The sequence below is a fragment of the Mesorhizobium sp. M1A.F.Ca.IN.020.04.1.1 genome, assembly GCF_003997315.1.
Taxonomy (GTDB): domain Bacteria; phylum Pseudomonadota; class Alphaproteobacteria; order Rhizobiales; family Rhizobiaceae; genus Mesorhizobium.
This window is the reverse complement of the sequence record NZ_RZSN01000050.1, coordinates 1-23,191: the sequence shown is the minus strand read 5'-3', so window position 1 is coordinate 23,191 and position 23,191 is coordinate 1. Positions and strand designations below refer to the sequence as shown.

Annotated in this window: 25 protein-coding genes; 10 read left to right on the top strand and 15 right to left on the bottom strand. The window is 62.3% G+C overall.

Translation table 11 applies throughout. The features are described from left to right. Positions 1–15: 15 nt before the first annotated feature. Complete coding sequence (gene aztC / locus EOA49_RS12980) at positions 16–957, top strand: zinc ABC transporter substrate-binding protein AztC (protein ID WP_127239992.1); 942 nt, start codon at positions 16–18, stop codon at positions 955–957. 144 nt (positions 958–1,101) lie between these two features. Next, the gene (locus EOA49_RS12975) at positions 1,102–1,440 is read left to right on the top strand and encodes a TIGR01244 family sulfur transferase (protein ID WP_067000965.1); all 339 of its coding nucleotides are present in this window, start codon (positions 1,102–1,104) and stop codon (positions 1,438–1,440) included. 77 nt (positions 1,441–1,517) lie between these two features. Here the strand turns inward: EOA49_RS12975 and EOA49_RS12970 are convergent, their stop codons facing one another. After that, on the bottom strand, positions 1,518–1,985 hold the full coding sequence (locus tag EOA49_RS12970; protein WP_059187534.1) for an Lrp/AsnC family transcriptional regulator: 468 nt from the start codon (positions 1,983–1,985) through the stop codon (positions 1,518–1,520). Between the two features lie 138 nt (positions 1,986–2,123). Between EOA49_RS12970 and hppD the strand changes: the two genes are divergently transcribed. The 3 genes from hppD to EOA49_RS12955 all read left to right on the top strand — a co-directional run bounded on the left by hppD (position 2,124) and on the right by EOA49_RS12955 (position 3,904). Further along, positions 2,124–3,239 (top strand): 4-hydroxyphenylpyruvate dioxygenase, encoded by a 1,116-nt coding sequence (gene hppD / locus EOA49_RS12965; protein WP_127239991.1) that lies wholly within the window; start codon positions 2,124–2,126, stop codon positions 3,237–3,239. A gap of 66 nt (positions 3,240–3,305) precedes the next feature. Continuing rightward, positions 3,306–3,533 carry a type II toxin-antitoxin system prevent-host-death family antitoxin gene (locus EOA49_RS12960; RefSeq protein WP_095778578.1) on the top strand — a complete coding sequence of 76 codons (228 nt, stop codon included), beginning with the start codon at positions 3,306–3,308 and terminating at the stop codon, positions 3,531–3,533. After that, the gene (locus EOA49_RS12955) at positions 3,530–3,904 is read left to right on the top strand and encodes a type II toxin-antitoxin system VapC family toxin (protein ID WP_067329839.1); all 375 of its coding nucleotides are present in this window, start codon (positions 3,530–3,532) and stop codon (positions 3,902–3,904) included. The genes EOA49_RS12960 and EOA49_RS12955 overlap by 4 nt, the downstream gene beginning before the upstream one ends. On the opposite strand, the gene EOA49_RS12950 is transcribed toward EOA49_RS12955, so the two are convergent. The 3 genes from EOA49_RS12950 to hmgA form a co-directional block, all read right to left on the bottom strand. After that, entirely contained in the window at positions 3,871–4,443 is a 573-nt protein-coding gene (locus EOA49_RS12950) for a DinB family protein (protein WP_127215370.1), read from the bottom strand. The two genes, EOA49_RS12955 and EOA49_RS12950, sit on opposite strands and share 34 nt — an antisense overlap. 4 nt (positions 4,444–4,447) lie before the next feature. Continuing rightward, on the bottom strand, positions 4,448–5,473 hold the full coding sequence (locus EOA49_RS12945; RefSeq protein WP_127215369.1) for a fumarylacetoacetate hydrolase family protein: 1,026 nt from the start codon (positions 5,471–5,473) through the stop codon (positions 4,448–4,450). A gap of 106 nt (positions 5,474–5,579) precedes the next feature. Then, positions 5,580–6,893 (bottom strand): homogentisate 1,2-dioxygenase, encoded by a 1,314-nt coding sequence (hmgA, locus tag EOA49_RS12940; RefSeq protein WP_095801224.1) that lies wholly within the window; start codon positions 6,891–6,893, stop codon positions 5,580–5,582. A gap of 135 nt (positions 6,894–7,028) precedes the next feature. Between hmgA and EOA49_RS12935 the strand changes: the two genes are divergently transcribed. After that, entirely contained in the window at positions 7,029–7,472 is a 444-nt protein-coding gene (locus EOA49_RS12935; RefSeq protein WP_164746692.1) for a MarR family transcriptional regulator, read from the top strand. Positions 7,473–7,554: 82 nt separating this feature from the next. Here EOA49_RS12935 and tdh read toward each other — a convergent pair whose 3' ends face one another. Genes tdh through EOA49_RS12920 form a run of 3 tightly spaced genes read right to left on the bottom strand, consistent with a single transcriptional unit; the run spans position 7,555 to position 10,288 of the window. After that, positions 7,555–8,589: an L-threonine 3-dehydrogenase gene (gene tdh / locus EOA49_RS12930; protein ID WP_095801222.1), complete on the bottom strand. Its 1,035-nt coding sequence runs from the start codon at positions 8,587–8,589 to the stop codon at positions 7,555–7,557. A gap of 40 nt (positions 8,590–8,629) precedes the next feature. Next, a complete protein-coding gene (locus EOA49_RS12925; RefSeq protein ID WP_095801221.1) occupies positions 8,630–9,073 on the bottom strand; it encodes an SRPBCC family protein in 444 nt (147 codons plus the stop codon). Between the two features lie 27 nt (positions 9,074–9,100). Next, positions 9,101–10,288, bottom strand: coding sequence for a glycine C-acetyltransferase (locus tag EOA49_RS12920; protein ID WP_127239990.1), 1,188 nt, complete (start codon positions 10,286–10,288; stop codon positions 9,101–9,103). Positions 10,289–10,587: 299 nt separating this feature from the next. Between EOA49_RS12920 and EOA49_RS12915 the strand changes: the two genes are divergently transcribed. Then, positions 10,588–12,657, top strand: a complete 2,070-nt coding sequence (locus EOA49_RS12915; protein WP_095801219.1) for an EAL domain-containing protein — start codon at positions 10,588–10,590, stop codon at positions 12,655–12,657. On the opposite strand, the gene EOA49_RS12910 is transcribed toward EOA49_RS12915, so the two are convergent. Then, on the bottom strand, positions 12,654–13,082 hold the full coding sequence (locus EOA49_RS12910) for a MarR family winged helix-turn-helix transcriptional regulator (RefSeq protein WP_127239989.1): 429 nt from the start codon (positions 13,080–13,082) through the stop codon (positions 12,654–12,656). The genes EOA49_RS12915 and EOA49_RS12910 overlap by 4 nt on opposite strands. A gap of 170 nt (positions 13,083–13,252) precedes the next feature. Between EOA49_RS12910 and EOA49_RS12905 the strand changes: the two genes are divergently transcribed. Next, positions 13,253–13,660 (top strand): hypothetical protein, encoded by a 408-nt coding sequence (locus EOA49_RS12905; protein ID WP_127239988.1) that lies wholly within the window; start codon positions 13,253–13,255, stop codon positions 13,658–13,660. Between the two features lie 124 nt (positions 13,661–13,784). On the opposite strand, the gene EOA49_RS12900 is transcribed toward EOA49_RS12905, so the two are convergent. After that, entirely contained in the window at positions 13,785–14,522 is a 738-nt protein-coding gene (locus EOA49_RS12900) for an HD domain-containing protein (protein ID WP_127239987.1), read from the bottom strand. Positions 14,523–14,626: 104 nt separating this feature from the next. Next, positions 14,627–16,672, bottom strand: a complete 2,046-nt coding sequence (locus EOA49_RS12895) for an NADH:flavin oxidoreductase (RefSeq protein WP_127243179.1) — start codon at positions 16,670–16,672, stop codon at positions 14,627–14,629. A gap of 200 nt (positions 16,673–16,872) precedes the next feature. On the opposite strand from EOA49_RS12895, the gene queF reads away from it, so the two are divergent. Further along, complete coding sequence (gene queF / locus EOA49_RS12890; protein WP_067330169.1) at positions 16,873–17,334, top strand: preQ(1) synthase; 462 nt, start codon at positions 16,873–16,875, stop codon at positions 17,332–17,334. 16 nt (positions 17,335–17,350) lie between these two features. On the opposite strand, the gene EOA49_RS12885 is transcribed toward queF, so the two are convergent. From EOA49_RS12885 to EOA49_RS12865, 5 genes are all read right to left on the bottom strand, one after another. Next, positions 17,351–18,097, bottom strand: a complete 747-nt coding sequence (locus tag EOA49_RS12885; protein WP_164746945.1) for an alpha/beta fold hydrolase — start codon at positions 18,095–18,097, stop codon at positions 17,351–17,353. Positions 18,098–18,239: 142 nt separating this feature from the next. Next, positions 18,240–18,827, bottom strand: a complete 588-nt coding sequence (locus EOA49_RS12880; protein WP_127241729.1) for a hypothetical protein — start codon at positions 18,825–18,827, stop codon at positions 18,240–18,242. Between the two features lie 4 nt (positions 18,828–18,831). Continuing rightward, positions 18,832–19,305 carry a DUF3828 domain-containing protein gene (locus EOA49_RS12875; RefSeq protein ID WP_067000473.1) on the bottom strand — a complete coding sequence of 158 codons (474 nt, stop codon included), beginning with the start codon at positions 19,303–19,305 and terminating at the stop codon, positions 18,832–18,834. Positions 19,306–19,405: 100 nt separating this feature from the next. Then, positions 19,406–21,055 carry an ABC transporter substrate-binding protein gene (locus tag EOA49_RS12870; protein WP_067329806.1) on the bottom strand — a complete coding sequence of 550 codons (1,650 nt, stop codon included), beginning with the start codon at positions 21,053–21,055 and terminating at the stop codon, positions 19,406–19,408. Positions 21,056–21,274: 219 nt separating this feature from the next. Further along, positions 21,275–22,315 (bottom strand): proline racemase family protein, encoded by a 1,041-nt coding sequence (locus tag EOA49_RS12865; protein ID WP_127241730.1) that lies wholly within the window; start codon positions 22,313–22,315, stop codon positions 21,275–21,277. A gap of 247 nt (positions 22,316–22,562) precedes the next feature. Between EOA49_RS12865 and EOA49_RS12860 the strand changes: the two genes are divergently transcribed. After that, a partial coding sequence (locus EOA49_RS12860) for a GntR family transcriptional regulator (protein ID WP_164749217.1) occupies positions 22,563–23,191 on the top strand: 629 nt, incomplete at its 3' end.

The window sequence follows — 23,191 nt, the reverse complement described above, 5'->3', positions numbered from 1 at the left end:
AGGAGACTCTTCCCAATGTTGAAATCCTTCCGCGCCGCCCTGGCGCTGAGCGTTATAACATTAAGCGCTTTCGCCACATGGTCCGCTTTTGCGGCGCCGCTCAAGGTGGTGGCGAGCTTCACGGTGATCGCTGACTTTGCGAAAAATGTCGGCGGCGACCGCGTCAACATCACCACCATCGTCGGCCCGGACGGCGACGCGCATGTCTACGAGCCGACCCCCGCCGATGCGGTGGCGATGGCCGGCGCCGATGTCGTGCTGGTCAACGGTCTGCATTTCGAAGGCTTTTTGCAGCGCCTGGTCGACACCAGCGCCACCAAGGCGACGATCGTGACGCTGACCAAGGGCGTGACGCCGATCGCCTTCAAGCCGGAATTCGCCGATGCCGACGCGGCCGAAGGCGCCGGCACCGGCGGCGGCAAGACGGTCAACGACCCGCACGCCTTCCAGTCGATTGCCAATGCCAAGATCTACGTGAAGAATATCGCCGATGCATTCTGCGCCGCCGATAGCGCGGGCTGCGACAGCTACAAGGCCAATGCCGCCGCTTACACGCAGAAGCTCGACGCGTTGGAGGGCGAAGTGACCGCGGCGATCCAGGCGATCCCCGAGGCCAAGCGCGTCGTCATCACCTCGCACGACGCCTTCGGCTATTTCGAGCATGCATACGGCCTGACCTTCCTTGCTCCGCAAGGCATCTCGACCGATTCCGAGCCTTCGGCCGCCGACGTGGCCAAGCTGGTCAACCAGGTCAAGCAGGACAAGGCGGCGGCGATCTTCATCGAGAACATCACCAACCCCAGGCTCATCGAGCAGATCGCCAGTGAGACCGGCATCAAGGTCGGCGGCACGCTCTATTCCGATGCGCTGTCGCCGCCCGACGGCCCGGCCTCGACTTATATCGACATGATGCACAACAACATCGAGCAGTTCAAAGGCGCGCTGCTCGGAAGCTAAGCGGCATCATCCAACCGGGCTAAAATCGGCCCGGTTGGATTTTCCGCCCCGCACTCTCTATTTGGCAGAGAGATCCGGTGCTACGGATTGCCGCTAATGCCGCGCGGTGGCATGACTGCGGCCAAGGATTGCGAGGACGACGCTATGGAATACCGCCAGATCAGCGAAGACTATTCGGTCTCGGGGCAGATCCAGCCCGAGGACATCGTTGCCATCAAGGACGCCGGCTTCAAGAGCGTCATCTGCAACCGGCCGGACGACGAGCAGCCCGGCCAGCCCTCTGCCGACAGCGTCAAGGCGGCCGCGGAAGCTGCGGGGCTCGCCTTCCGCTACATCCCGGTGATCAGCGGCCAGCTCACCATGGACAATGTCGAGGATCAGGCCGAGGCGCTCGACGAGCTCGAAGGCCCAGTCTTCGCCTATTGCCGCTCCGGCGCGCGCTGCACCAACCTCTATGGGCTGATCCAGCAGCAGCGGGGGTGAAAGCTTGCGCATTGGCGAGAGCCAATTCCGCAGGTTCGCGTTCCGTCGCCGTCGCATCCAACAAAGATCTCCGCGAACTAAATCGGCAGCGCGCCGGTCTCTTTCAACGTTTCCAGCACGATCGCTGTCTTGACGTGCTGCACCGATTCATGCGGCAGCAGCACGCCGTTGACGAACTCGGAAAGCGATTTGAGATCGGGCGTCACCACCTTCAGGATGTAATCCATCTCGCCGGTCAGCGCGTGCGCTTCCTGCACCTCGGGTAGCCGCGCCACCAGCTCGCCGAAGCGGCGGGCATTGTCGCGGTTGTGGGTGGCCAAGGTCACCGAAATCACATTGACCAGCGAAAAGCCGAGACGGTCGCGGTCGAGCACGGCGCGATAGCCCCTGATATAGCCATCTTCCTCCAGCCGCTGGCGGCGGCGCGAGCATTGCGAGGCCGACAGGTTCACACGCTCCGAAAGGTCGTTGTTGGTGAGCCGCGCATCGCCCTGCAGGAGCGCCAGTATCTTGCGGTCAAATTGATCAAGGCGCGCATCATCCATGATTTTCTCCCCAATCATGCACAATCTGCGCACATGATGGGCTTTCCAGGCGGTTGAATGCAAGCACCATGCAGCCGTCCAGCGTTATTATAGTGAAAGCTGGCCAAGCACGGCCTTAACAGCTTTCGGAGGACTGCCATGGGCCCCTTCCCGCATGACGCCCCGCCCGCCAAGATCAGCAAGGCGAATCCCGCCGGCACCGACGGCTTCGAATTCGTCGAGTTCGCGCATTCAGACCCGGCAAAACTCGCCGAGCTCTTCGCCCGCATGGGCTATGTCGCGGTGGCGAAGCACCGCACCAAGGACATGACCGTCTGGCGCCAGGGCGACATCAACTATGTCGTCAATGCCGAGCCAGGCTCGCATGCGATGAAATTCGTCGAAAAGCACGGCCCCTGCGCCGCCTCGATGGCGTGGCGCGTGGTCGATGCCAAGCACGCCTTCGACCATGCCGTGTCGAAGGGTGCTGTGCCCTATGAGGGCACCGACAAGGCGCTCGACGCGCCTGCAATCGTCGGCATCGGCGGATCGCTCCTCTATTTCATCGAAACCTATGGCGACAAGGGCTCGGCTTACGATGCCGAGTTCGAGTGGTTGGGCGAGCGCAATCCAAAACCCGACGGCGTCGGCTTCTACTATCTCGACCACCTGACCCACAATGTCTATCGCGGCAACATGGACAAGTGGTGGGATTTCTACCGTGACCTGTTCGGCTTCAAGCAGATCCATTTCTTCGACATCGACGGCAGGATCACCGGACTGGTCAGCCGGGCGATCACCTCGCCCTGCGGCAAGATTCGCATTCCGCTCAACGAGTCCAAGGACGAAACCAGCCAGATCGCCGAGTATTTGAAGAAGTACAATGGCGAGGGCATCCAGCACATTGCCGTCGGTACGGACGCGATCTACGATGCCACCGACAAGCTCGCCGCCAACGGGCTGAAGTTCATGCCCGGCCCGCCCGACACCTATTACGAGATGTCGCATGAGCGCGTGCACGGCCATGACGAGCCGATCGAGCGCATGAAGAAGCACGGCATCCTGATCGACGGCGAAGGCGTCGTCGACGGCGGTATGACCAAGATCTTGCTGCAGATCTTCTCGAAGACGGTGATCGGGCCGATCTTCTTCGAATTTATCCAAAGGAAGGGCGACGAAGGTTTTGGCGAAGGGAATTTCCGCGCGCTGTTCGAATCGATCGAGCAGGACCAGATCAAGCGTGGCGTGATCAAGCTGGATGGCAGGGCGGCGTAGCGCCTCCTTAAGCTTGGTTGCGGCCCGACCGATTATGACCTAAATTATGGTCAGAAAGGTCTAGCAATGAACGTTCCGATGGCGAAAGCGAAGGCCCAGCTCTCTGAGTTGGTGAAGCGTGCTCAAGCTGGTGAAGAGATCCATCTGACCCGGCACGGAGAGATCGTGGCGACCTTGAGCGCTCCCGCCCGGCCTGGCGGGAGCAAAGGGTTGTTCGGGGCTTTGAAAGGCCAGATTCGCATTTCGGATGATTTCGATGAACTCGGTCCCGAATGGGACGAGTACATCAAATGAGCCGCAAATATCTGGTCGATACCCATATTCTGCTTTGGGTTCTCAACGCGGATTCACGCCTTTCGGATCACCATCGTGACATCTTCCTTGCCGGCGAAGATGTCATCGTCAGCGCCATTTCCGTGGCAGAAATCGCCATCAAAAAATCGCTCGGCAAGGTCACGTTCGCAGGCAATATATCGGAAATCTTGCGGTCGAACGGTATTCCGATCCTCAGTGTGAACGAACTACACGCAGAACGGCTCGAGCATCTGCCGCTCCACCATCGCGATCCCTTCGACCGCCAGCTCATTGCACAAGCGCAAATTGAAGGCCTTACGTTGATTTCAGCGGACCGTCATTTTTCAGCGTATGATGTCACGCTGGCCTGATCCGCAATCCCCAGCCGCTCGACTTCCGCCTGCCTGAGCTTCAGATCATAATCGAGCAAAAACTCATCCAATTGCGGTGGGGAGACCGAGGTGCCCGACAGCATCGCGTGCACTTGGCCGCGATGGTGGATGTCGTGCAGGAAGACATGGGCGAGGATGTCGCCGATCTTTTCGGGGATCATGCCGTCCTCGCGTCGATCGGTGAGGACGCGGCGGTCGAGATCAAGCTCGGACAGGCTGTCGCAGAAAGCGACAAGTCTTCGGTCGAAGTCGGCCTGCGCTTCCGCCAGGCTTGACGCATCGTCAAACGGTATGAAGTCGTCATAGGCCGCAGCACCGAGGCCGCCACCGGTCAGAAAATCGAGATAGAGACGATCGACCGCAAGGATGTGGTTGAGCGTCTCCTTGATCGAGGGAAAGAAACTGGTTCGACCCGCCTCGAACTCGCCGGGCTGAAGCTCCAGCACGGCGCGGTAGAGCCGGTCGTTCGACCACAAATTGTTGCGCGCCATCCGGCGCAGGTGCTCGAGCAAGGTCACCCTTTCAGGTTCCTTTCTCCCCCTCGTATTTCTCGACCTTCTGCTCGATGGCGCCGAAGATCGAATGGCCGGCCTTGTCCTTCATCTCGATCCGCACCGTGTCGCCGAAGCGCAGGAACGGTGTCTTCGGCTCGCCGCTCTCGATGGTCTCGATCATGCGCAGTTCGGCGATGCAGGAATAGCCGGCGCCGCCTGCCGCGACCGGCTTGCCTGGCCCATCATTCAGCTTATTGGAGACGGTGCCGGAGCCGATGATGGCGCCGGCGGCGAGCGGCCGCGTTTTCGCGGCATGCACAATCAAGGCCGGGAAATCAAAGGTCATATCGATGCCGGCATTGGCACGGCCGAACGGTCTGCCGTTGAGATCGGCGAGCAGCGGCAGGCTGACCTTGCCGCCGTCCCAGGCATCACCAAGCTCGTCCGGCGTCACCGCGACCGGCGAGAAAGCAGAAGACGGCTTCGAGTGGAAGAAGCCGAAGCCTTTTGCCAGTTCCGGCCCTGTGATGGCGCGAAGCGTCACATCGTTGACCAGCATGATGAGGCGGATGGCCTCGCGCGCCTCAACCAGCCCGGCGCCCATCGGCACATCGCCGACGATGACGGCAACTTCCGCCTCCATGTCGATGCCGAAGGCTTCGTCGGCCATGCGGATCGGATCGCGCGGCGCAAGGAAGGAGTCCGAGCCGCCCTGGTAGATCAGCGGATCTGTCCAGAAACTCGCCGGCATCTCGGCGCCGCGCGCCTTCCGCACCAGCTCGACATGGTTCACATAGGCGGAGCCGTCCGCCCATTGATAGGCGCGCGGCAGCGGCGAATGGGCGTCATGCTCGTGAAAGCGGGCCGAGGGCACCGCGTTGGTCTCGAGCGATTCCGCCATCGCCGCCAGATGCGGCGCCAAGCGCTCCCAATTGTCGAGCGCAGCCTGCAGCGTCGGCACCAGGAAAGAAGCGTCGGTGAACCGCGTCAGATCGCGCGAGACCACGACCAGTTTTCCGTCGCGCGTCCCGTTCTTCAAAGTGGCAAGCTTCATGCGGTTTCCTCTCCTCGCGGGCTTCGTGCCGCTCGTCCCACAACAAGGCCGTGGCGAGTGATCGTCAAGCCACCCGCCGATGTTTTCCTGACTCTGACCTCACCAATCAGGGCCAGTCGCCTTCCGGCGTGCCATTGAAGCGCTTCTTCAGGTCGGCCCAGCAGTCGATGTAGTTCTCCTGCAAGGTTTCGAGCTCGGCGGCGTAGCGCGTCAGCATCTGCGGAAAGCGCGTCTCGAACATGAAGGCCATGGTGTTGTCGAGCTTGACCGGTTTCAGGTCGGCGCGGGAGGCCTTCTCAAAGCCGGAGGCGTCGGGTCCGTGCGCCAGCATCTGGTTATGCAGGCTGATGCCGCCGGGGACAAAACCTTCCTCCTTGGCATCGTACTGGCCGTGGATCAGGCCCATGAACTCGCTCATGATGTTGCGGTGGTACCAGGGCGGCCGAAAAGTGTTTTCCGCCACCAGCCAGCGCGGCGGGAAGATGACGAAGTCGACATTGGCGGTGCCCTCCTCGCCGCTCGGCGCCGTCAGCACGGTGAAGATCGACGGGTCAGGGTGATCGAACAGGATGGCGCCGACCGGCGAAAACGTCGCCAGATCATATTTATAGGGCGCGTAGTTGCCGTGCCAGGCGACGACGTCGAGCGGCGAATGGCCGAGCTCAGTGACGTGGAAAGTGCCGCACCATTTGACGATCAGCCGGCATGGCGTCTCCTTCTCCTCGAACCAGGCGCAGGGGGTCTTGAAGTCGCGCGGATTGGCCAGGCAATTGGCGCCGATCGGGCCGCGGTCGGGCATGGTGAATTTTGCCCCGTAGTTCTCGCAAACATAGCCGCGCGCCTGACTGTCGGCGAGCTCGACCTTGAAGACGAGGCCCCGCGGCAGCACCGCGATCTCGCCGGGGCGAAGCTCGATGACGCCCATCTCGGTGACAAAGCGCAGCGTGCCGACCTGCGGCACGATCATGAGCTCGCCGTCGGCATTGAAGAAATGGTCGTCGACCATCGAGCGGTTGGCGACATAGACATGCGCCGCCATGCCGGACTGGCCGACCGCGTCGCCGGCGGTGGTCATGGTGCGCATGCCGGAGATGAAGTCGGTCGGCTCGGTCGGGATCGGAACAGGGTTCCATCGGTATTGGCCGAGCGCCAGCTCGTGGTCGCCGACGTTGGGCGCCGTCTTCCACATGGGATAGCTCGCGCCCTTGAAGCGGCCGGTGTGTTTCACGCTGGGACGGATGCGGTAAAGCCAGGAGCGCTCGTTGGTGCCGCGCGGCGCGGTGAAGGGCGAGCCCGAAAGCTGCTCGGCATAGAGCCCGTAGGCCGGCCGCTGCGGCGAGTTGCGGCCCTGCGGCAGCGATCCCGGCAGCGTCTCGGTCTCAAAATCATTGCCGAAGCCCGGCATATAGGAAAAGGCCATCCGATCCTCCCTGATCCCGGGCTGCCGCCCTCAGCGTTGAGGAAGGCTTTCCGGTGATGTTGACCAAACTGGTTTCATTTGTAACCATCGAAAATGTAACTATCAACGCCGAACCCCGCATCGATGGTGCGCCAAATGAAACCGGAAATTCTCGAGCTAGAAAACTTCCTGCCCTACCGGCTCTACCGGCTGGCCGACACCGTGAGCCGCGAATTCTCGCGCATCTACAAGGAGCGCCACGGTCTGACGCGGCCGGAATGGCGCACGCTCTCAGGCCTCGGGCAGCGCGGGATGATGACGGCGACGGAACTCGGCGAGCAGTCGGCCATGCACAAGACCAAGGTGTCGCGCGCGGTCGCCGAGCTCGAACGCCGGCGCTGGCTGACAAGAGCGCCGGACGAGAACGACCGCCGCGTCGAGCATCTGACGCTGACCAAGGCGGGGCTCGCCGCTTACCGGGAAATGGTGCCGCTGGCGAAGGCGTTTGAAAGGGAGCTGCTGGCGAGGCTGAGCGAGGAAGAGAGAGCGGCGATTGTCAGGGGGGTGGCAGCACTGGAAGAGGCTTTATCTTCTTCGTAGCGATCCTTCACACCCCCTCTGTCCGGCAGGCCAAAGAGGGAGCTGTCCCGCAGCATTGCCAGGATGCTGCTTCAACCAAACCCTACCAGTCCATCACCACTTTGCCGGAACTGCCGCTGCGCATCGCATCGAACCCAACCTGGAAATCGTCGATGCCGATGCGATGCGTGATCAGACCCGAGACATCCAGCGGCCCCTGCACCAGGGCGATCATCTTGTACCAGGTCTCGAACATCTCGCGGCCGTAGATGCCTTTGAGATGCAGCATCTTGAAGATGACCTTGTTCCAGTCGATCTCGAAGCCGGTGGGAGCGATGCCGAGGATGGCGATCTTGCCGCCATTGTTCATGGTGTCAATCATGTCGCGGAAGGCTGGCGCGGCGCCCGACATCTCCAGCCCGACGTCGAAACCTTCGGTCATGCCGAGTGCCGGCATCACGTCGCGCAGCTTCTCCTTCGAGGCGTCGACCACATGCTGGACGCCGAGCTTGCGCGCCAGTTCCAGCCGGACCGGGTTGATGTCGGTGATGACGACTTTCCGCGCGCCGACGCATTGCGCGACCAGCGCGCCCATGATGCCGATCGGGCCGGCGCCGGTGACCAGCACATCCTCGCCGACCAGGTCGAAGGACAGTGCGGTGTGGACGGCGTTGCCTAATGGATCAAAGATCGCCGCGATCTCGTCCGGCACGTCGTCGGGGATCGGCACGACATTGTGCTGTGGGATCGCTACATACTCGCCGAAGGCGCCGGGCCGGTTGACGCCGACGCCGAGCGTGTTGCGGCAGAGATGCCCTCGCCCCGCGCGGCAGTTGCGGCAGTGGCCGCAGACGATGTGACCCTCGCCCGAGACGCGCTGTCCGACCTTGTATTCGGTGACGGCCGCGCCGAAATCCGCGACGGTGCCGACAAATTCATGGCCGGTCACCATCGGCACCGGCACGGTCTTCTGCGCCCACTGGTCCCAATTGTAGATGTGGACGTCGGTGCCGCAGATCGCGGTCTTCCTGACCTTGATCAGCACGTCGTTGGGGCCGATTTCCGGCACCGGCACTTCTTCCATCCAGATGCCCGGCTCGGCCTTGGCCTTCACCAGCGCCTTCATCACGTTGGACATCGAACACTCTCCAGAAAATCTTCCCTGTCCTGACGGATCATCAACCTGCCGCTTCCAGGATGCTCTTCAGTCGCAGCAGATCGCGATCGGTCGAACGCCGGACAGCCACGGCTATGAGCGGGGTCATGAGACGGGAAAAGCCGGCCGGCGAGCCGCGATTCCGGAGCGTCATATGCGTGCGGCCTTCGCCGGAATCCCGCCATCCATAGCTCGTCTCCATCGGAAACGGTCCTTCGTCGGATCGCATCACCAGCCTCTCGCCCGGCACGAGATCCAGGATCTTGTAGGTATAAGCGAGCCGCCGTCCGAGGAACTGCGCCTCGAATGCAATTCTCGATCCTATCTGGGCCGGTCGGGGAGTCTTCCATTCCACCGACTTGATGTTGACGTACCAGCGCGGAACATTGTCCGGATCGGAAGAAAAGGCGGCGACAACCGCGCGCGGCCTGGCGATCTCGATACTCCTCGTTACATCGATCGCCATGGCCCTTTTCCATTGCCGGCGGTAGCGTCAAGCGATTACACCCAGTTCCTTCCCGACCTCGCCGAACGCCTCGACGGCGCGATCGATATCGGCGCCGGAGTGCGCCGCCGACATCTGGGTGCGAATGCGCGCCTGGCCCTTCGGCACCACCGGGAACGAAAAACCGATGACGTAGATGCCACGCTTCAGCATGCGAGCCGCCATCTCCTGCGCAAGGGCGGCGTCGCCCAGCATTACCGGGATGATCGGATGATCGGCGCCGACAAGCGTAAAGCCGAGCTTGCCCATTTGAGACCGGAAGCGTTCCGCATTGGCATATAGGCGGCGGCGCAGCGCATCGCCATTGCGGATCAGCTCGAAGACTTTCAGCGAGGCGCCGGCGATCGCCGGCATCAGCGTGTTGGAGAAGAGATAGGGCCGCGAGCGCTGACGCAGCCAGTCGACCACCTGTTTCTTCCCCGCGGTATAGCCGCCGGACGCGCCGCCCAGCGCCTTGCCGAGCGTGCCTGTGATGATGTCCACCCTGCCCTCGACGCCGCAGTGCTCGGCCGAGCCACGGCCGTTCTTGCCGACGAAGCCGACGGCATGGCTGTCATCGACCATGACCATGGCGTCGTATTTCTCGGCGAGGTCGCAGACTCCTTGCAGGTTGGCGATGATGCCGTCCATCGAGAACACGCCGTCGGTGGCGATCAGTCGGAAGCGGCAGTCCTTCGCCTCCTTCAGCCGCGCCTCGAGGTCGGCCATGTCGTTGTTGGCGTAGCGGAAGCGCTTGGCCTTGGAGAGCCTCACCCCGTCGATGATCGAGGCGTGGTTCAGCGCGTCCGAGATGACGGCATCCTCCTCGCCGAGCAGCGTCTCGAACAGGCCGCCATTGGCGTCGAAGCAGGAGCCGTAGAGAATGGTGTCGTCCATGCCGAGGAAGGATGAGATGGTGGCTTCGAGCTCTTTGTGTTCTTCCTGGGTGCCGCAGATGAAGCGCACCGACGCCATGCCGTAGCCGTAGCGGTCGAGCGCCTGCTTCGCCGCATCGCGCAGCTCGGGGCTGTCGGCGAGGCCGAGATAGTTGTTGGCGCAGAAATTCACCACCTTCTGGCCGGCAACCTCGATCAGGGCCGACTGCGTGGAGGAAATCACGCGCTCGGACTTGTAGAGCCCGGCCGATTTCAGGCCTTCAAGCTCGTTGTCGATGTGGGAGAGAAACGCTGCGCTCATGGTCTGGCCCTGTTTGTTCGATGCGGACTGTCGCGCTGCGGACAAGAAAAATCCATCGCAAAAACGACCGCTTCGGTGGCGTTGCGCAAGCCGCGCCGCAGCTCCTTCAGCGCAGCCGGACAAGGATGTGTTCAAATGCGACGATCTGCGAAAGGACATAATAACCATCCTCTCAGCTTTGTCGCGCCGCCGGCTCCGGCACCGTGCCGGTTTGCCGAGCTGTTAACCCTTTCACGTCAAGGGTTCTGGCGCCGCATATTCATGGCAGGAATCCGTCGATCGGGAGGGGTCACTCAGTTATGTCGCAGCAGCCGGTGCACAGCGTTTCGCGCAAGCTGATTCTGCTGATCAAGAGCGGCTACTGGCTGGCCTTGCTGATCATCGCCGCCATGGTGATGGCTTCCTTCATCCTGCTGCAGCAGTTGATGGCGCAGCAGCAGCACAATGACGCGCTGCTCAACATCGTCTCCACGCAGAAAGCGCTGTCGCAGCGCATCGTTTTCCTGGCCAGCGCGACCGGTGCCGCCCCGCGCGACAAGCAGCCGGCGCTGGTCACCGCGCTCAAGCAGGCAACGGGCGAGTTCGAGACCAATTACGACCGGCTGCTCAAGGAGACCGGCGCCGATCCGCTATCGCCGTCGCGCAACGATCCGCAATCGATCGAATATGTGCTGTTTAGCAAGCCGTTCCATCTCGACTATTTCTCGGTCGGCCTTATCGCCAACGGCGATCGACTGGTTTCATCATTTGCATCCCAGCTTGGCATGCAAAGCGACGGCTATAAGGGCGGCGGCGAGCGCGTCGGCCTCGACGCCTCAGTCGCCAATGCGACTTTGTCCGGCTATGCCGCGCTCGGCCAGCGCATCAGCGCCTTCGCCACCGAGCGGTCGGATGAGATGCTCAGCCTGCACCGCACGCTGTTCTTTGCCACCATCGGCGTCATCGTGCTGGTCGCGCTATTCATTTTTCGGCCGATGTCCAAGGCCATCCTGCGCAAGACGCATGAACTGGTCGACGCCCGCAATTCGATGGCCTTCATCGCCGTGCATGACGGCCTGACCGGCCTGCACAACCGCACCTTCCTCACCGATCATTTCGACACGCTGATCAAGGGCGCGCATCGCCGCCGCGAGCGGCTGGCGGTGATCCAACTCGACCTCGACCGCTTCAAGCAGATCAACGACACGCTGGGGCACGCGGCGGGCGACTATGTGCTTGTCGTCACCGCGCAACGCATGCGCGATTCCTGCCGCGCATCGGATCTTTGCGCCCGTCTCGGCGGCGACGAGTTCGTGATGATCCTCAACGGCGCCGGCAGCACCGAGGACATCCATGCACTGGCCAAGCGCATCATCGCCAACATCAACGAGCCGATCACCTTCCAGGGCACGACCATAATGCCTGGCGCCAGCGCAGGCATCGCCGTCTATCCAGTCGACGCCGACAACGCGCAGGACCTGCTCGTCCATGCCGATCTCGCCCTCTATTCAGCCAAGAAGCTCGGCGGCGGCAGCTTCTCCTTCTTCTCCGAAGAGCTGCGGCGCGAGCTCGACTACCGCAAGCAGCTCGAGCAGGACATCCGCACGGCGATCGCGGAAAAGACCTTCGAGGTCTATTTCCAGCCGCAAGTGTCGCTCACCAGCGGCAAGATCAGCGGTATCGAAGCACTGGTGCGCTGGAAGCACGCCACGCGCGGCATGATCTCGCCCGGCGAATTCATCCCGGTGGCGGAGAAGTGCGGCTTCATGCCGGATATCGGCCGCATCGTCATCAGCAAGGCGATCAACGAAGCCGCCGAATGGGATCGCGCCGGCATCGATTTCGGACGCATCGCCGTCAATGTCTCGGGCACCGAGCTGCGCGAGCCGGATTTCGACAATTTCCTGTTCGGAACGCTGGAGCGGGCAGGGCTTGCGCCGCAGAAGCTGTCGCTGGAAATCGTTGAATCCGTCATCCTCGACGACGAGAAGACCGGCATCGCCGCCAAGCTCAGGCATATCCGCGCGGCGGGCGTCCATCTCGAGCTCGACGATTTCGGCACGGGCTATGCTTCACTCAGCCATGTCAACCCGAACGAGATCGATCGGCTGAAGATCGACCGCCGCTTCGTCCAGAATATCAACGAGAACGGCGACAACACCAAGATCGTGCGCGCCATCACCGAGCTTGCCCGCGGGCTCGGCATCTCGATCGTCGCCGAGGGCGCGGAAACGGAGGCCGAGCTCGACTCGCTGATGGCGATCGGCTGCGACCAGGTGCAGGGCTATTCGATCGCCTTCCCGATGCCTCAGGACAAGGCGCGCGAATGGCTTACCGCGCGCAGCCCGAAGAAGGCGAAGCTCAAGGTGCTGCAGGGCAGCCGGGCTTAACCTCCCACATTCGCCCGAAGCGCCGCCAGCACCTCGGCGAATTCCGCAAGCCGGTCGTCCGGCAGCCCAGCTCTCAGCCTTTTGTCGAAGGCGACGGCCGCGAGGCGCAACTTCTCGAACAGCGCTTCACCGGTTTCGGTCAGCGCCACCTGATGCACCCTGCGGTTCTGCGGATCGCGGCGGCGCGTCAGCAGCCCTTGCGCCTCCATGGCGTTGAGGTGATGCGTCAGCGTCGCGCCCTGGATGCCGATCATGCCGGCAAGCTCGCGCTGGTTGGCCAGTTCCTTCGACTTGACCGAGAGCAAGGTCACCCAGACCGGCAGCGTTCCGCCGACTTCCACCAAGGCAGCGTCAAAGGCCTGCGCCACCAGTTTGGCGGTGCGAGCGAGATTCATGCCGATGGGCGGGCGATCAAATGGCGTCATGGCTGGACACTAGAACAAGCAATGGATTGGCGGAACTCCGCATGAAGCATTGACATCTAACTATTAGATATCTAACTTTGCCTTATTAACGTTGTCGGACCCAGCCGACAGACAAAAACCGACAGGCAAAGCGTCACACCGGTGGCGGGGCGAACGAGAGGAATGCGGTCATGCAATATGTCTACATCGTCGTCATCGGCCTGCATGTTATGGCCGGCGTCTTCTGGGCCGGCACGACCATTGCGGTTGCCCGTGATCCGGAGATCAAGGCGGAGCGCTTTATCCGGCCGCAACTCGGCGCCTCCGGCATGGTCTTTTTGACCGGTCTGCTGCTTTGGTATTTCTTCCACGAAGGCGCTTTCGGCCCGATGGAAATAGTGCTGGCGCTGGGCATTGCGACGGCGCTGATCGCCGCCGGCGTGCAGGGCGCCATTGTCGCCTCTTCCAGCAGGCGATTGGCCGGTGCCGATGCGGCGACGCAAACGCAGTTGCGCGCGAAAATGACCAAAGGCGAACGCCTCGCCGGCGGGCTGCTGGTCGTCACCGTATTGTGCATGGCCACGGCCAGGATGTTCTGAACCGTCAACGGCTCGCGCGGTACCGGTGCAGGCCGGCGGCCGCGCGCGGCGCACCGGACCAACGCGGCAGGTGGCTCTCCTTGAAGGTCCGGTGCGTTTCCGTGGTGCGGCCGTCACCGGTGCATCAGATCACCTCAATGGAACCGCCGCGTAGTTTTTCCCGTCGCAGCTTTATATAGGTCCGCATATTCGGCGCGATGCGAAAACCTTCCAGTCTGACGTCCTGAAGCGCTGCCGCCCAGCCAAGCGCTTCATAACGGCCGCCATATGGGTCGATCGTCGCGGCGAGATCCTCGCGGCCCAGTTGCCTGGCCAAGATGGCGCAGGCCGCGACCCGCGTTTCGATCGAGCGGCCATATTTGGGTGCGAATGCCAAGCCGCCGTCGGCGAGGTCGTCGACCTCGTGCGCAAGCTGCAGGAACAGGATGTCCTCATCGCCGGCCGGCACGCCCTCCTGCAGAAGGCGCTCGGGGTCGCCGGTGTCGAATTTCATGGCCGCGACGCGGGCGACGAGGCCTTCAGCCCTCGGCCCGATCCGCGCCTCCAGCCATTTCCGGTGCGCCTCGCTGCGCCTGCTGGACCTGCCGTCCGGATACTGGCCGCTATCATAGGCAGCATGGAACATCGCCGCGAGGACGAAATCGAGATCCCTTTCGAAATGCGCCACAGACGAGGCGGCGCCTACCGCATGGCAGATAAAGGGCCGTCCCGACTTTCGATAGCGGCCGTTGAACATCGCGCATGCCACGCGATAGGCCTTCTGCACGCGTAGAAGATCGCCCAACGAGTGCCCGGACTCGTGCAATTGGATATAGAGCGCCGTATTGGTCTGGCGCGGAACGAACAGATCTTTTCCGGTCAAGCAAGCCCCCGACTATGCGACCCGGGTTGCAGCCCTCCGAATCCGCGCCCGAAAATTGCAAATAAGATCTGTCAGGTCTAGCCTGGCCATTGGAGGACCGAGGTTCAGATCCGGATGCCGAACCTGATGCCGTCATAGATGGCGGCGTGGATGTTGCGCGAGGCGACTGCGTCGCCGATGCGGAACAGGACAAAGCCGCCTTCCGGATTGCGCGGCGGAAAAATGTCGCCGCCGCTTACCAGCCGCTCGTAGTCGACCGCGCCGCCATTCTTCGACAGCGGCTTCAGCGCGAGGTAGAGATCGTCGAGCGGCGCGGTGCCATGCTCGACCACCACCTGGTCGACGCGCCGCTCGCCGCGCCAGCCATCGGCGAAGTCCGACGCCAGCTCGGCGATGAGCTGGTTACCCTCGCGTCGCACGGAGCGCAGACGAGTGTTGATGGTGACGGTGACGCCTTTCTCGTGGAAAGCGCGCATATAGGGCACGTGGTTCAGGCCGCCCATTTCCGGCGCGAAGAAGCGTTCGGGCGAGACCAGCTCCAGCTTCGAGCCGCTGTTGGCAATCAATTCCGCCGCGCCCATGCCCTGATGGCCGCCATTGTCGTCATAGAGCAGCACGTTCTCGGCCGGCTTGACGCTGCCGGCCATAATGTCCCAGCTCGAGGTGACGAGATTGTCGCCCGCTGCCAGCGGCGGGTTCTGCGGAAGGCCGCCGGTGGCGACAATCACCACATCCGGCAACAGAGCCAAGACATCGTCTTTTTCGGCCCATGTGTCGTAGCGGATCTCGACGCCGAGGCGATCGAGCTCGGCAAGCCGCCAGTCGATGATGCCGATCAGCTCCTTGCGGCGCGGATTTTGCGTCGCGAGCCGCACCTGGCCGCCGGCCTGGCTGGACGCTTCGAGGACCGTCACCTGATGGCCGCGTTCGGCGGCGACGCGCGCCGCTTCCAGACCACCCGCCCCGGCTCCGACGACCACCACCCGCCTCTTCGGCCCTTCGCTTTTCGCGATGACATGCGGGATCGTCGCTTCGCGGCCGGTGGCCGCGTTGTGGACGCAGAGCGCCTCACCGCCTTCATAGATGCGATCGAGGCAGTAGGTGGCGCCGACGCAAGGCCGGATCTCGTGCTCGCGCCCTTCCATCACTTTCCTGATGATATGCGGATCGGCGATGTGGGCGCGCGTCATGCCGACCATGTCGAGCTTGCCGGAGGCGATCGCATGACGCGCGGTCGCGACATCGGAGATCCGCGCCGCGTGGAAAGTCGGGAATTTCGTCGCCGCATCTCGATTTCGCCGGCGAGGTGAGGGCGGCGACGAGCGCATGCCGGTCACCGGGATGACCTTGGTCAGCGCCGCGTCGGTCTCGATCGAGCCGCGGATGATGTTGAGGAAATCGACCTTGCCGGAGCGAGCCAGACGTTTCGCGATCTCGACGCCCTCCTCCTTCGACAGGCCTTTTTCGAAATCCTCGTCGGCGACCATGCGGATGCCGACGACGAATTTCTCGCCGACCGCGGCGCGAACCGCATCCAGCACCATGTTGGTGAAGCGCAGCCGGTTGTCGAGCGAGCCGCCGAAATCATCGTCGCGATGGTTGGTGGCGGGCGACCAGAAGCCGTCCATCAGATGGCCGTAGGATTCGAATTCGATGCCGTCGAGGCCGGCCGCCTGGCAGCGCTGGGCGGCGGAAGCATAATCGGCAACGATGCGCTCGATGTCCCAGTCCTCGATGGTCTTGGGAAAGGCGCGATGCGCCGGCTCGCGCACCGGCGAGGCGGAAAGCACGGGCAGCCAGTCGGCCTTGTTCCAGCCGGTGCGGCGACCGAGATGGGTGATCTGGATCATGACCTTGCAGTCATGCTCATGACAGGCATCCGCAAGTTCGGCGAGCCACGGCACGATGGCGTCGTCATAGACATGCAGGTTGCCGAAGGCGGCCGGGCTGTCGCGTGACACGATGGCAGAGCCCGCTGTCATCGTCAGCGCCATGCCGCCCTTGGCCTTCTCGGCGTGGTAGAGCCGGTAGCGCTCCTTCGGCATGCCGTCCTCGGAATAAGCCGGCTCATGGCTGGTCGACATCACCCGGTTCTTCAGCGTCAGGTGCTTGAGCTGATAAGGTTGGAGAAGCGGGTCGTTGCTGGTCATCGTCTTCCTGCCGTATCAAAATTGCGCGGGAGCTGCTCCCGCTTCCATTTCACGCATCGGATTCATCCGAAAACCGCTGCGCGGCTTTCGCTCCAATGCTAATGAGCCGCCAAACACGCCGGGTCCGTTCGATCGCGGCGCACTTTCAACTGATTGCACCTGCCGCCCTTGCAATCATCGGCGGCAGCGAGGAGCCATCGATGACCGACGCCAAAAACCTGACCCAGCTCGGCAAACACGTCGAGACGCCGCAGAGTCCCGAACAGGCAGTCCTGGAAACCGTGCCGTTCGAGCGAGGCGACGGCCCGCCCGCGATCGTGCGCTTCACCTGCCCGGAATTCACCTCGCTCTGCCCGGTCACCGGCCAGCCCGACTTCGCCCACATCGTCATCGACTACGCGCCCGACAAGACGCTGGTGGAATCGAAGTCGCTGAAGCTGTTCATGACCTCGTTCCGCAACCATGGCGCCTTTCACGAGGAATGCACCGTCATGATCGGCCGCCGCATCGTCGAAGCGACCAAGCCGCTCTGGCTGCGCGTCGGCGGCTACTGGTTCCCGCGGGGCGGCATCCCCATCGACGTCTTCTGGCAGACCGGCGCGCCGCCCGAAGGCGCCTGGCTGCCCGACACCGGGGTCGCGCCATATCGCGGGCGCGGGTGAGTTTATCGAGCGGCCATCAGACATGGCCGGCCGCATTGGTTCGGCACAGGTTGGTCGCAAGAAACGGAACGACCGAAATGCGATAGCGTTGCTGGTCGTGGCGCAACAGATCGACATGACCGGCGCCGTTGAACCAGACCAATTGCGAGGCAGCGGCTTTTTTCAGCGCCATTACCTGCCCGTGGTCTATAAAGGGATCCTCGCCGCCGGCGAGCAAGAGTAACGGCTTGCCGATTTCGCCGAGGCGGTCGACCGGCCTGACATCGTCGGCGCTTATTCCGAGCCGAAGCGGCATCTGCGCCAGAAGGACATCCGCTTGGAGGCTACGCAGCATGCTGAACGGCATTCGACGAGCCGTCGTCTCGCGCAATGTCGCGTAGAGCTGTTCCAGCACGTAGGCATCGGCGATCGCCTTCGGTGCAGCAAAGACAAAGGCTGCCGCTCCCAGCGAGGATCCCACGGCGCCGATCTTTTGCCCGGGGAAGCGCTGTCGGGCATATGTCAGGATGCGGACAGCGTCCTGCCCTTCAATGTAGCCGAAGCCTTGTACGGTTCCGCCGCTCTCGCCGTGCCCCGACAGATCGAACAGGGCAACCGAATAGCCGCTATCGGATAGCAGTTTTGCGCGTTGCAGCATCGCTAGCCTGTTGGCGCCGCGCCCGTGCAACAGGACGATCGCACCGCAACTGTCCTTTCGACCAATCACCCAACCGACAAGTTCGGGCGCACCAGCCTGGTTGAGCACGACGCGCTCGACGGGCACCTCGCTCGGCGCCGTCAAGTTCTGACGGAGCCCGCGGGCGATCAGCGTTGTTCCAGCCGCCCAGTCGGCCGCGCAAAGTCCGATAATCGCCGCCGCAAGGATAGCACGGAGTTTCATCTGTGATGCCCTGACCGCGACTTCATCATTCGCACTGGTACTGGCTGAGCGCCCATTCGCCGGTGACCGACAGGAGGTCGGAGATCTTCCAGTCGCCGCCGACCTTCTTCAGCTTCCATTCGAGACGGTGCTGGTGGCCTTCGACGACGAAGACGACCACCACCTTGGCCTCGTCACCATTGATCGCTTCGATGGTGCGCAGGCTCTTGTCGATGGCGAGCTTGTCGTAATCGGCATTGTCGAGCGCCATGTTGGGATCGAGGCACTCGCCCTGACCCGAGGCGCGCAGCGCGTCGGCTTTGTCGAGTACGCTCTTCGCCGGATCGCTGAAGTTCTTGCGCTGGCTGGGGTCCAATTCCAGCCCGAGATGCTCGTAGAAGGGCTTCACCACCGCCGTCGGCGATCCGGGCAGGACGGGCGCAGCTGGCGCCGGTTCGGCCAGCTTGCTTTCAGGCGTTGTGGCCGGCGCCGACTTCTCGATCGCCGGCGCATTGTCGCCAGAGGACGCGTTCGGCGGCGGCGAGCCGAACAGTCCTTGCCCGTAGGCGCCGCCGTTCAGCCCCGCGGTCAGCATCGACAAGCTCGACAGCGCGAGGACCAGACGCCGAAGCACGGCGTCACTCCGTCGAGGAGCCGCATTCCAGCGCGCTGAGCGTCCAGTCGCTGGTTTTGGAGGTGATGTCGGCGATCTTCCACTTGCCGTCCACTTTCTTCAGCGACCACACCATTTCGCGTTTGGAGTCATCGCCTTCCGGGAAAAGATTGAAGCTTGCGGTCACCTCGGCGGTGTCGCCATTGACGGCCTCGGCAAGCTTCAGCGTCTTCGACACGGTCTTCTGGTCGAAATCCTGGGCGTCGAGGCCTGGGTCGAAGTCGATGCAGGATACCTCGTCGGGCTTCTCCTTGCGGGCCTTGTCGTTGGCTTCGAAGAGCTTGGTGACCGGCTCGGTGAAGCGGTCGCGGTATTTCGCGTCCGCCTCGAACTTCACTTCAGGCACATAGAAGAACTTCACGGCGTTGGAAGCCGGCCCGGCGAGTGCCGCGGCAGGCAAGGCGATCGAGATGGCAACTGCCAGCATCATCGGTCTCATGCAGGATCTCCGGATGGTCGGCGGCGTGGTGGCACGATCACCACCACGCATCCTGCATATCGGCTTTTTCACGGCGCATGAAGTCCTTGCGCTGCGCGCCTTAAGCTTCCAGCCAGACGTTCTGGAAGTCCATTTGATAGGTCTGGTGCATGGCGTAGTTCTTCACCTTCTTGTTCATGTGGCAGTAGAGCTTCTGCCAGAACGGCTGGATGATGACGCCGGAGTCCTGCAGGATCTGCTCGACGTCCTTCATCACCTCCTTGCGCTTGGCGACGTCGATCTGCGACAGCGCCTCCTTGAGCTTGGCGTCGAAATCCGGGTTCGAGAACGCGGTCTCGTTCCAGGCCTCGCCGGTACGGTAGCCCAGCGCCAGCACCTGCACGCCGAGCGGGCGCATGTACCAGATGGTCATGGAATAAGGATATTTCGTCCAGTCGTTCCAGAAGGTCGAACCGGGCAGCACCGTGCGCTTCACCTTGATGCCGGCATCGCGCAACTGGCCGGCGATCGCGTCGCCGGTGTTCTTCTGCCATTCGTCCTCGACCGTGATCAGCTCGTGCTCGAAGTCGGCCTGCCCGGCGTCGGCCATCAGCTTCTTGGCGCCCGCCGCGTCCCGTTCCTTCTTCGGCAGCGGGTAATATTCCGGATGGATCGGGCTGACATGGTGGTTCTCGCCGACCGTGCCGCGGCCGGCGTAGCCGAGCTGCATGACCTGGTTGTTGTCGACCGCCATCTGCAGCGCATTGCGCACCCGTTTGTCATCGTAAGGCTTGTGGGTGATGTTGGTGCGCGCAACGAGCGTGGTCGCCGTCGCGACTTCCGATTTCACCAGCTCCATCTTGTCTAGGGGGTCGATGAAGTCGGCCGGCGTCTCGAAATCGAGATCGATCTCGCCGGAATCGAAGGCATTCAGCGTGGCGTTGAAGTCGGTGCCGTAGTCGATGAACTCGACCCCGTCGAGCGGCGCTTCGCCGCCCCACCACTTGCCGTTCTCGCGGCGCTTGACCACGGCTTTCTGGCCGACATCGTAAGACACCAGCTCGAAAGCCCCGGTGCCGATCGGCTTCTTGATCGGATCGGCGCCATCCTTGTCGAAGTTGCGATGCACGACCAGCGCCGGATAGTCGGTGAAGCCCGGGATGATCGCGATATCGGCTTCGGACAGCTTCAGCTTGACCGTATGGTCATCGACCTTGGTGATCGCGCCATCCCTTGCCTTGCCGGTCTTGGCGTCGACCAGCGCGCCGACGCGGGCGGCCATGGAATTGCCGGAAGCCCCCTTCTCGCACCAGCGATTGAGGTTGAAGACGACGTCATCGGCGTTGAAGGCATCGCCGTTGTTCCAGGTGACGCCTTTGCGCAGATGCAGCGTGTATTCGGTGGCGTCGTCGTTGACGTCCCAGCTTTCGAGCAGCACCGGCTCGAAGGTGAACTGGTGCGTGTAGCGCACGAGCGGCTCCAGCCAGGTGCGGGTGACGTTCGCCATCTCGGTCCAGTCATAGGTGCGCGGGTCCTTCTGCGCCTTGACCGACATCGCGACATGTAGCGTTCCGCCTTTCTTCGGCTCTTGCGCCAGGGCTTTTGTCGGCGCGGCAAGGCCAATCATGCCATAGGCGAACGCCGTCGACGCGCCGAAGGCGCTTGCCAGGGCCAGGAATTCGCGCCGGTCCACGCGGCCCGCGCGCGCTTCTTTAGCCATCGCCTCGATGGCGGCAGGAACGCGATCACCGTTGCTTTTGAAGATTGTCATTTTTTCCTCCCATGTTGCGAAACATTGGCCATCCTGGTGCACTTTTTTTCAGCTGTAGATGGCGCCTGCAGCGTGAGCGAGCGTCCAGACGCTGCCTTGCCTGAGATAGTGAGAACTCGCTCCATCCCTGCGGCATTTCGAATATCGTATACGAGCCTTGTTGCGCGTCAAGCTTCTTGGGGCATGAGCTGGAGAAAGATGCCGGGCGAAGAACCACCTTCACACCTTCGCACGCTTCATCGGCCAGGTGTCCGCCACGCGATAGCCCGCCGGCCAAGGATCTTCAGGATCCAGCATGTGCTGATGGATGCCGGTGATCCAACCGCGACCGCTGATCTGAGGGCGTATTGCGGGCATACCGCCAACCTGCGTGGTGCCGAGAATCTTGCCGTGAAATTCTGACCCGATGATGGACACACCGGTGAACCAATCCTCGGCTGTCATTTGACCCTTCGCGTGCAAGAGCGCCATGCGGGCCGACACCGCCGTTCCGGTCGGCGATCGGTCGAGCTTGCCAGGTTTTATCGAAACGACCGATTTTGCGCGGAGGCGGTTGCCATCCTGGGTGATGGCGCCGGCAAAAAGACAGAACGAATGGTGGCGCCAATCGGGACGCTCAGGGTGGAAGAACGCCATTTGTCGATTGGCCGCATCGGTAATGCGCACCCCAAGTTCGGCGAGATCACGAGCCTCGTCGGTTTCAAGCGCTAACCCAAGGTCAGGTGCATCGACGACGACGAAACTGTCGCCTCCATAGGCCGTGTCGACCGTAATGGTACCGAGGCCACCGACCTCAAGCGGCACACCGACCCTGTTGGCGAATGATGGTACGTTTTCGACCGTGATGCGCTGGGCTTTTCCTCCGGCACAGTCGGCCCGCACGCGTACCAGACCGCCCGGCGCCTCGAGCACCATTTCGGTTACCGGCTCCTGCATGGGGATGATCCCGGTGTCCAGAATTACCGTCGACACGCAGATCGAATTGGAACCGGACATCGGGGGTGTATCCTCCGGTTCCATTATGATCCAAGCCATCTGCGCATCGGGATGCTTCGGAGGGACCAGAAGGTTGACGTGCCGGAAGACGCCGCCGCGCGGTTCGTTGAGAACGAAGTTACGAAGTCCGTTGTCTTCTGCGATCCATTTGCGCTGGTCCCAGACGGTGTCTCCCGGCGGAGGAGAAACTCCGCCAACGATGACATCCCCGACTTCGCCCTCCGCGTGGCAGGAAACAACATGGATGACTTTCGTGCTTCGCATTCGGGAGTCCCCAGAGCCGCGGCTTCCGATTGGATATCGTATACGATCTTCGGCTCTCGTCAAGGCTCGATTGAGGGGAAATGCGCCAGTCGCTGCTGATCGGCCGGGCTCAAAAGAGCCCACGCCGGACGGCATCTCAGGCCATGCAGACACTCGGGTTGAGCAGAATCGCGAGCGTATTTGATCGCGAACATCGTCTACGATATCTATGTTTGCAGATCTGACGCTCCGTGCGGAGACTCTACACGTGCCATTTGCATTTGCCGACATTCCCGATTTGGGTGCCGCCCCCACCGCTTCCGACGTGGTTTTGAAGTTCATCCGCGGAGCAATCATATCCGGGTCGCTTGATGAGGGCGAACCGATCAGGCAAGACGACGTCGCCCGCATGTTCAACATCAGCAAGATTCCGGTGCGCGAAGCTTTGAAGCGGCTCGAGGCAGAGGGATTCGTGGCATTTCAGCGAAACAAGGGCGCAATTGTCGCCAGCATGTCGGAACCGGAGATCGTGCAGATTTTCGAGGTCCGAGCCATGCTGGAATCGAACGCAATTCGGCTTTCCCTTCCTCACATGAACGAGAAGACCTTCGATAAAGCGCAAGCAAGTTGCGACTCCTTCGCGAAGGAAACCGACGTCGGCCGCTGGGCGGAACTAAATTGGGAGTTCCATTCCAGTCTTTATCTAGACGCCGGGCGACCATATCTGCTCCGCATGATCCGGTCGGTTAACGATCGCATCGAACGCTATCTGCGAGTTCAGCTGACGATTTCCGGCGGTCATGAGCTTGCGGATCGAGAACATCGCGAAATCCTGGCCGCCTGCCGCGCTGGCGAGACCGAACAGGCCGCAAAGTTGGTCTACGATCATATTATGAA

Excerpts from the sequence above, each read along its gene's own strand:
- aztC (WP_127239992.1), top strand. The coding sequence starts at position 16 with ATGTTGAAATCCTTCCGCGCCGCCCTGGCGCTGAGCGTTATAACATTA.
- EOA49_RS12975 (WP_067000965.1), top strand. The coding sequence starts at position 1,102 with ATGGAATACCGCCAGATCAGCGAAGACTATTCGGTCTCGGGGCAGATC.
- EOA49_RS12970 (WP_059187534.1), bottom strand. The coding sequence starts at position 1,985 with ATGGATGATGCGCGCCTTGATCAATTTGACCGCAAGATACTGGCGCTC.
- hppD (WP_127239991.1), top strand. The coding sequence starts at position 2,124 with ATGGGCCCCTTCCCGCATGACGCCCCGCCCGCCAAGATCAGCAAGGCG.
- EOA49_RS12960 (WP_095778578.1), top strand. The coding sequence starts at position 3,306 with ATGAACGTTCCGATGGCGAAAGCGAAGGCCCAGCTCTCTGAGTTGGTG.
- EOA49_RS12955 (WP_067329839.1), top strand. The coding sequence starts at position 3,530 with ATGAGCCGCAAATATCTGGTCGATACCCATATTCTGCTTTGGGTTCTC.
- EOA49_RS12945 (WP_127215369.1), bottom strand. The coding sequence starts at position 5,473 with ATGAAGCTTGCCACTTTGAAGAACGGGACGCGCGACGGAAAACTGGTC.
- hmgA (WP_095801224.1), bottom strand. The coding sequence starts at position 6,893 with ATGGCCTTTTCCTATATGCCGGGCTTCGGCAATGATTTTGAGACCGAG.
- EOA49_RS12935 (WP_164746692.1), top strand. The coding sequence starts at position 7,029 with ATGAAACCGGAAATTCTCGAGCTAGAAAACTTCCTGCCCTACCGGCTC.
- tdh (WP_095801222.1), bottom strand. The coding sequence starts at position 8,589 with ATGTCCAACGTGATGAAGGCGCTGGTGAAGGCCAAGGCCGAGCCGGGC.
- EOA49_RS12925 (WP_095801221.1), bottom strand. The coding sequence starts at position 9,073 with ATGGCGATCGATGTAACGAGGAGTATCGAGATCGCCAGGCCGCGCGCG.
- EOA49_RS12920 (WP_127239990.1), bottom strand. The coding sequence starts at position 10,288 with ATGAGCGCAGCGTTTCTCTCCCACATCGACAACGAGCTTGAAGGCCTG.
- EOA49_RS12915 (WP_095801219.1), top strand. The coding sequence starts at position 10,588 with ATGTCGCAGCAGCCGGTGCACAGCGTTTCGCGCAAGCTGATTCTGCTG.
- EOA49_RS12910 (WP_127239989.1), bottom strand. The coding sequence starts at position 13,082 with ATGACGCCATTTGATCGCCCGCCCATCGGCATGAATCTCGCTCGCACC.
- EOA49_RS12905 (WP_127239988.1), top strand. The coding sequence starts at position 13,253 with ATGCAATATGTCTACATCGTCGTCATCGGCCTGCATGTTATGGCCGGC.
- EOA49_RS12895 (WP_127243179.1), bottom strand. The coding sequence starts at position 16,672 with ATGACCAGCAACGACCCGCTTCTCCAACCTTATCAGCTCAAGCACCTG.
- queF (WP_067330169.1), top strand. The coding sequence starts at position 16,873 with ATGACCGACGCCAAAAACCTGACCCAGCTCGGCAAACACGTCGAGACG.
- EOA49_RS12875 (WP_067000473.1), bottom strand. The coding sequence starts at position 19,305 with ATGAGACCGATGATGCTGGCAGTTGCCATCTCGATCGCCTTGCCTGCC.
- EOA49_RS12870 (WP_067329806.1), bottom strand. The coding sequence starts at position 21,055 with ATGACAATCTTCAAAAGCAACGGTGATCGCGTTCCTGCCGCCATCGAG.
- EOA49_RS12865 (WP_127241730.1), bottom strand. The coding sequence starts at position 22,315 with ATGCGAAGCACGAAAGTCATCCATGTTGTTTCCTGCCACGCGGAGGGC.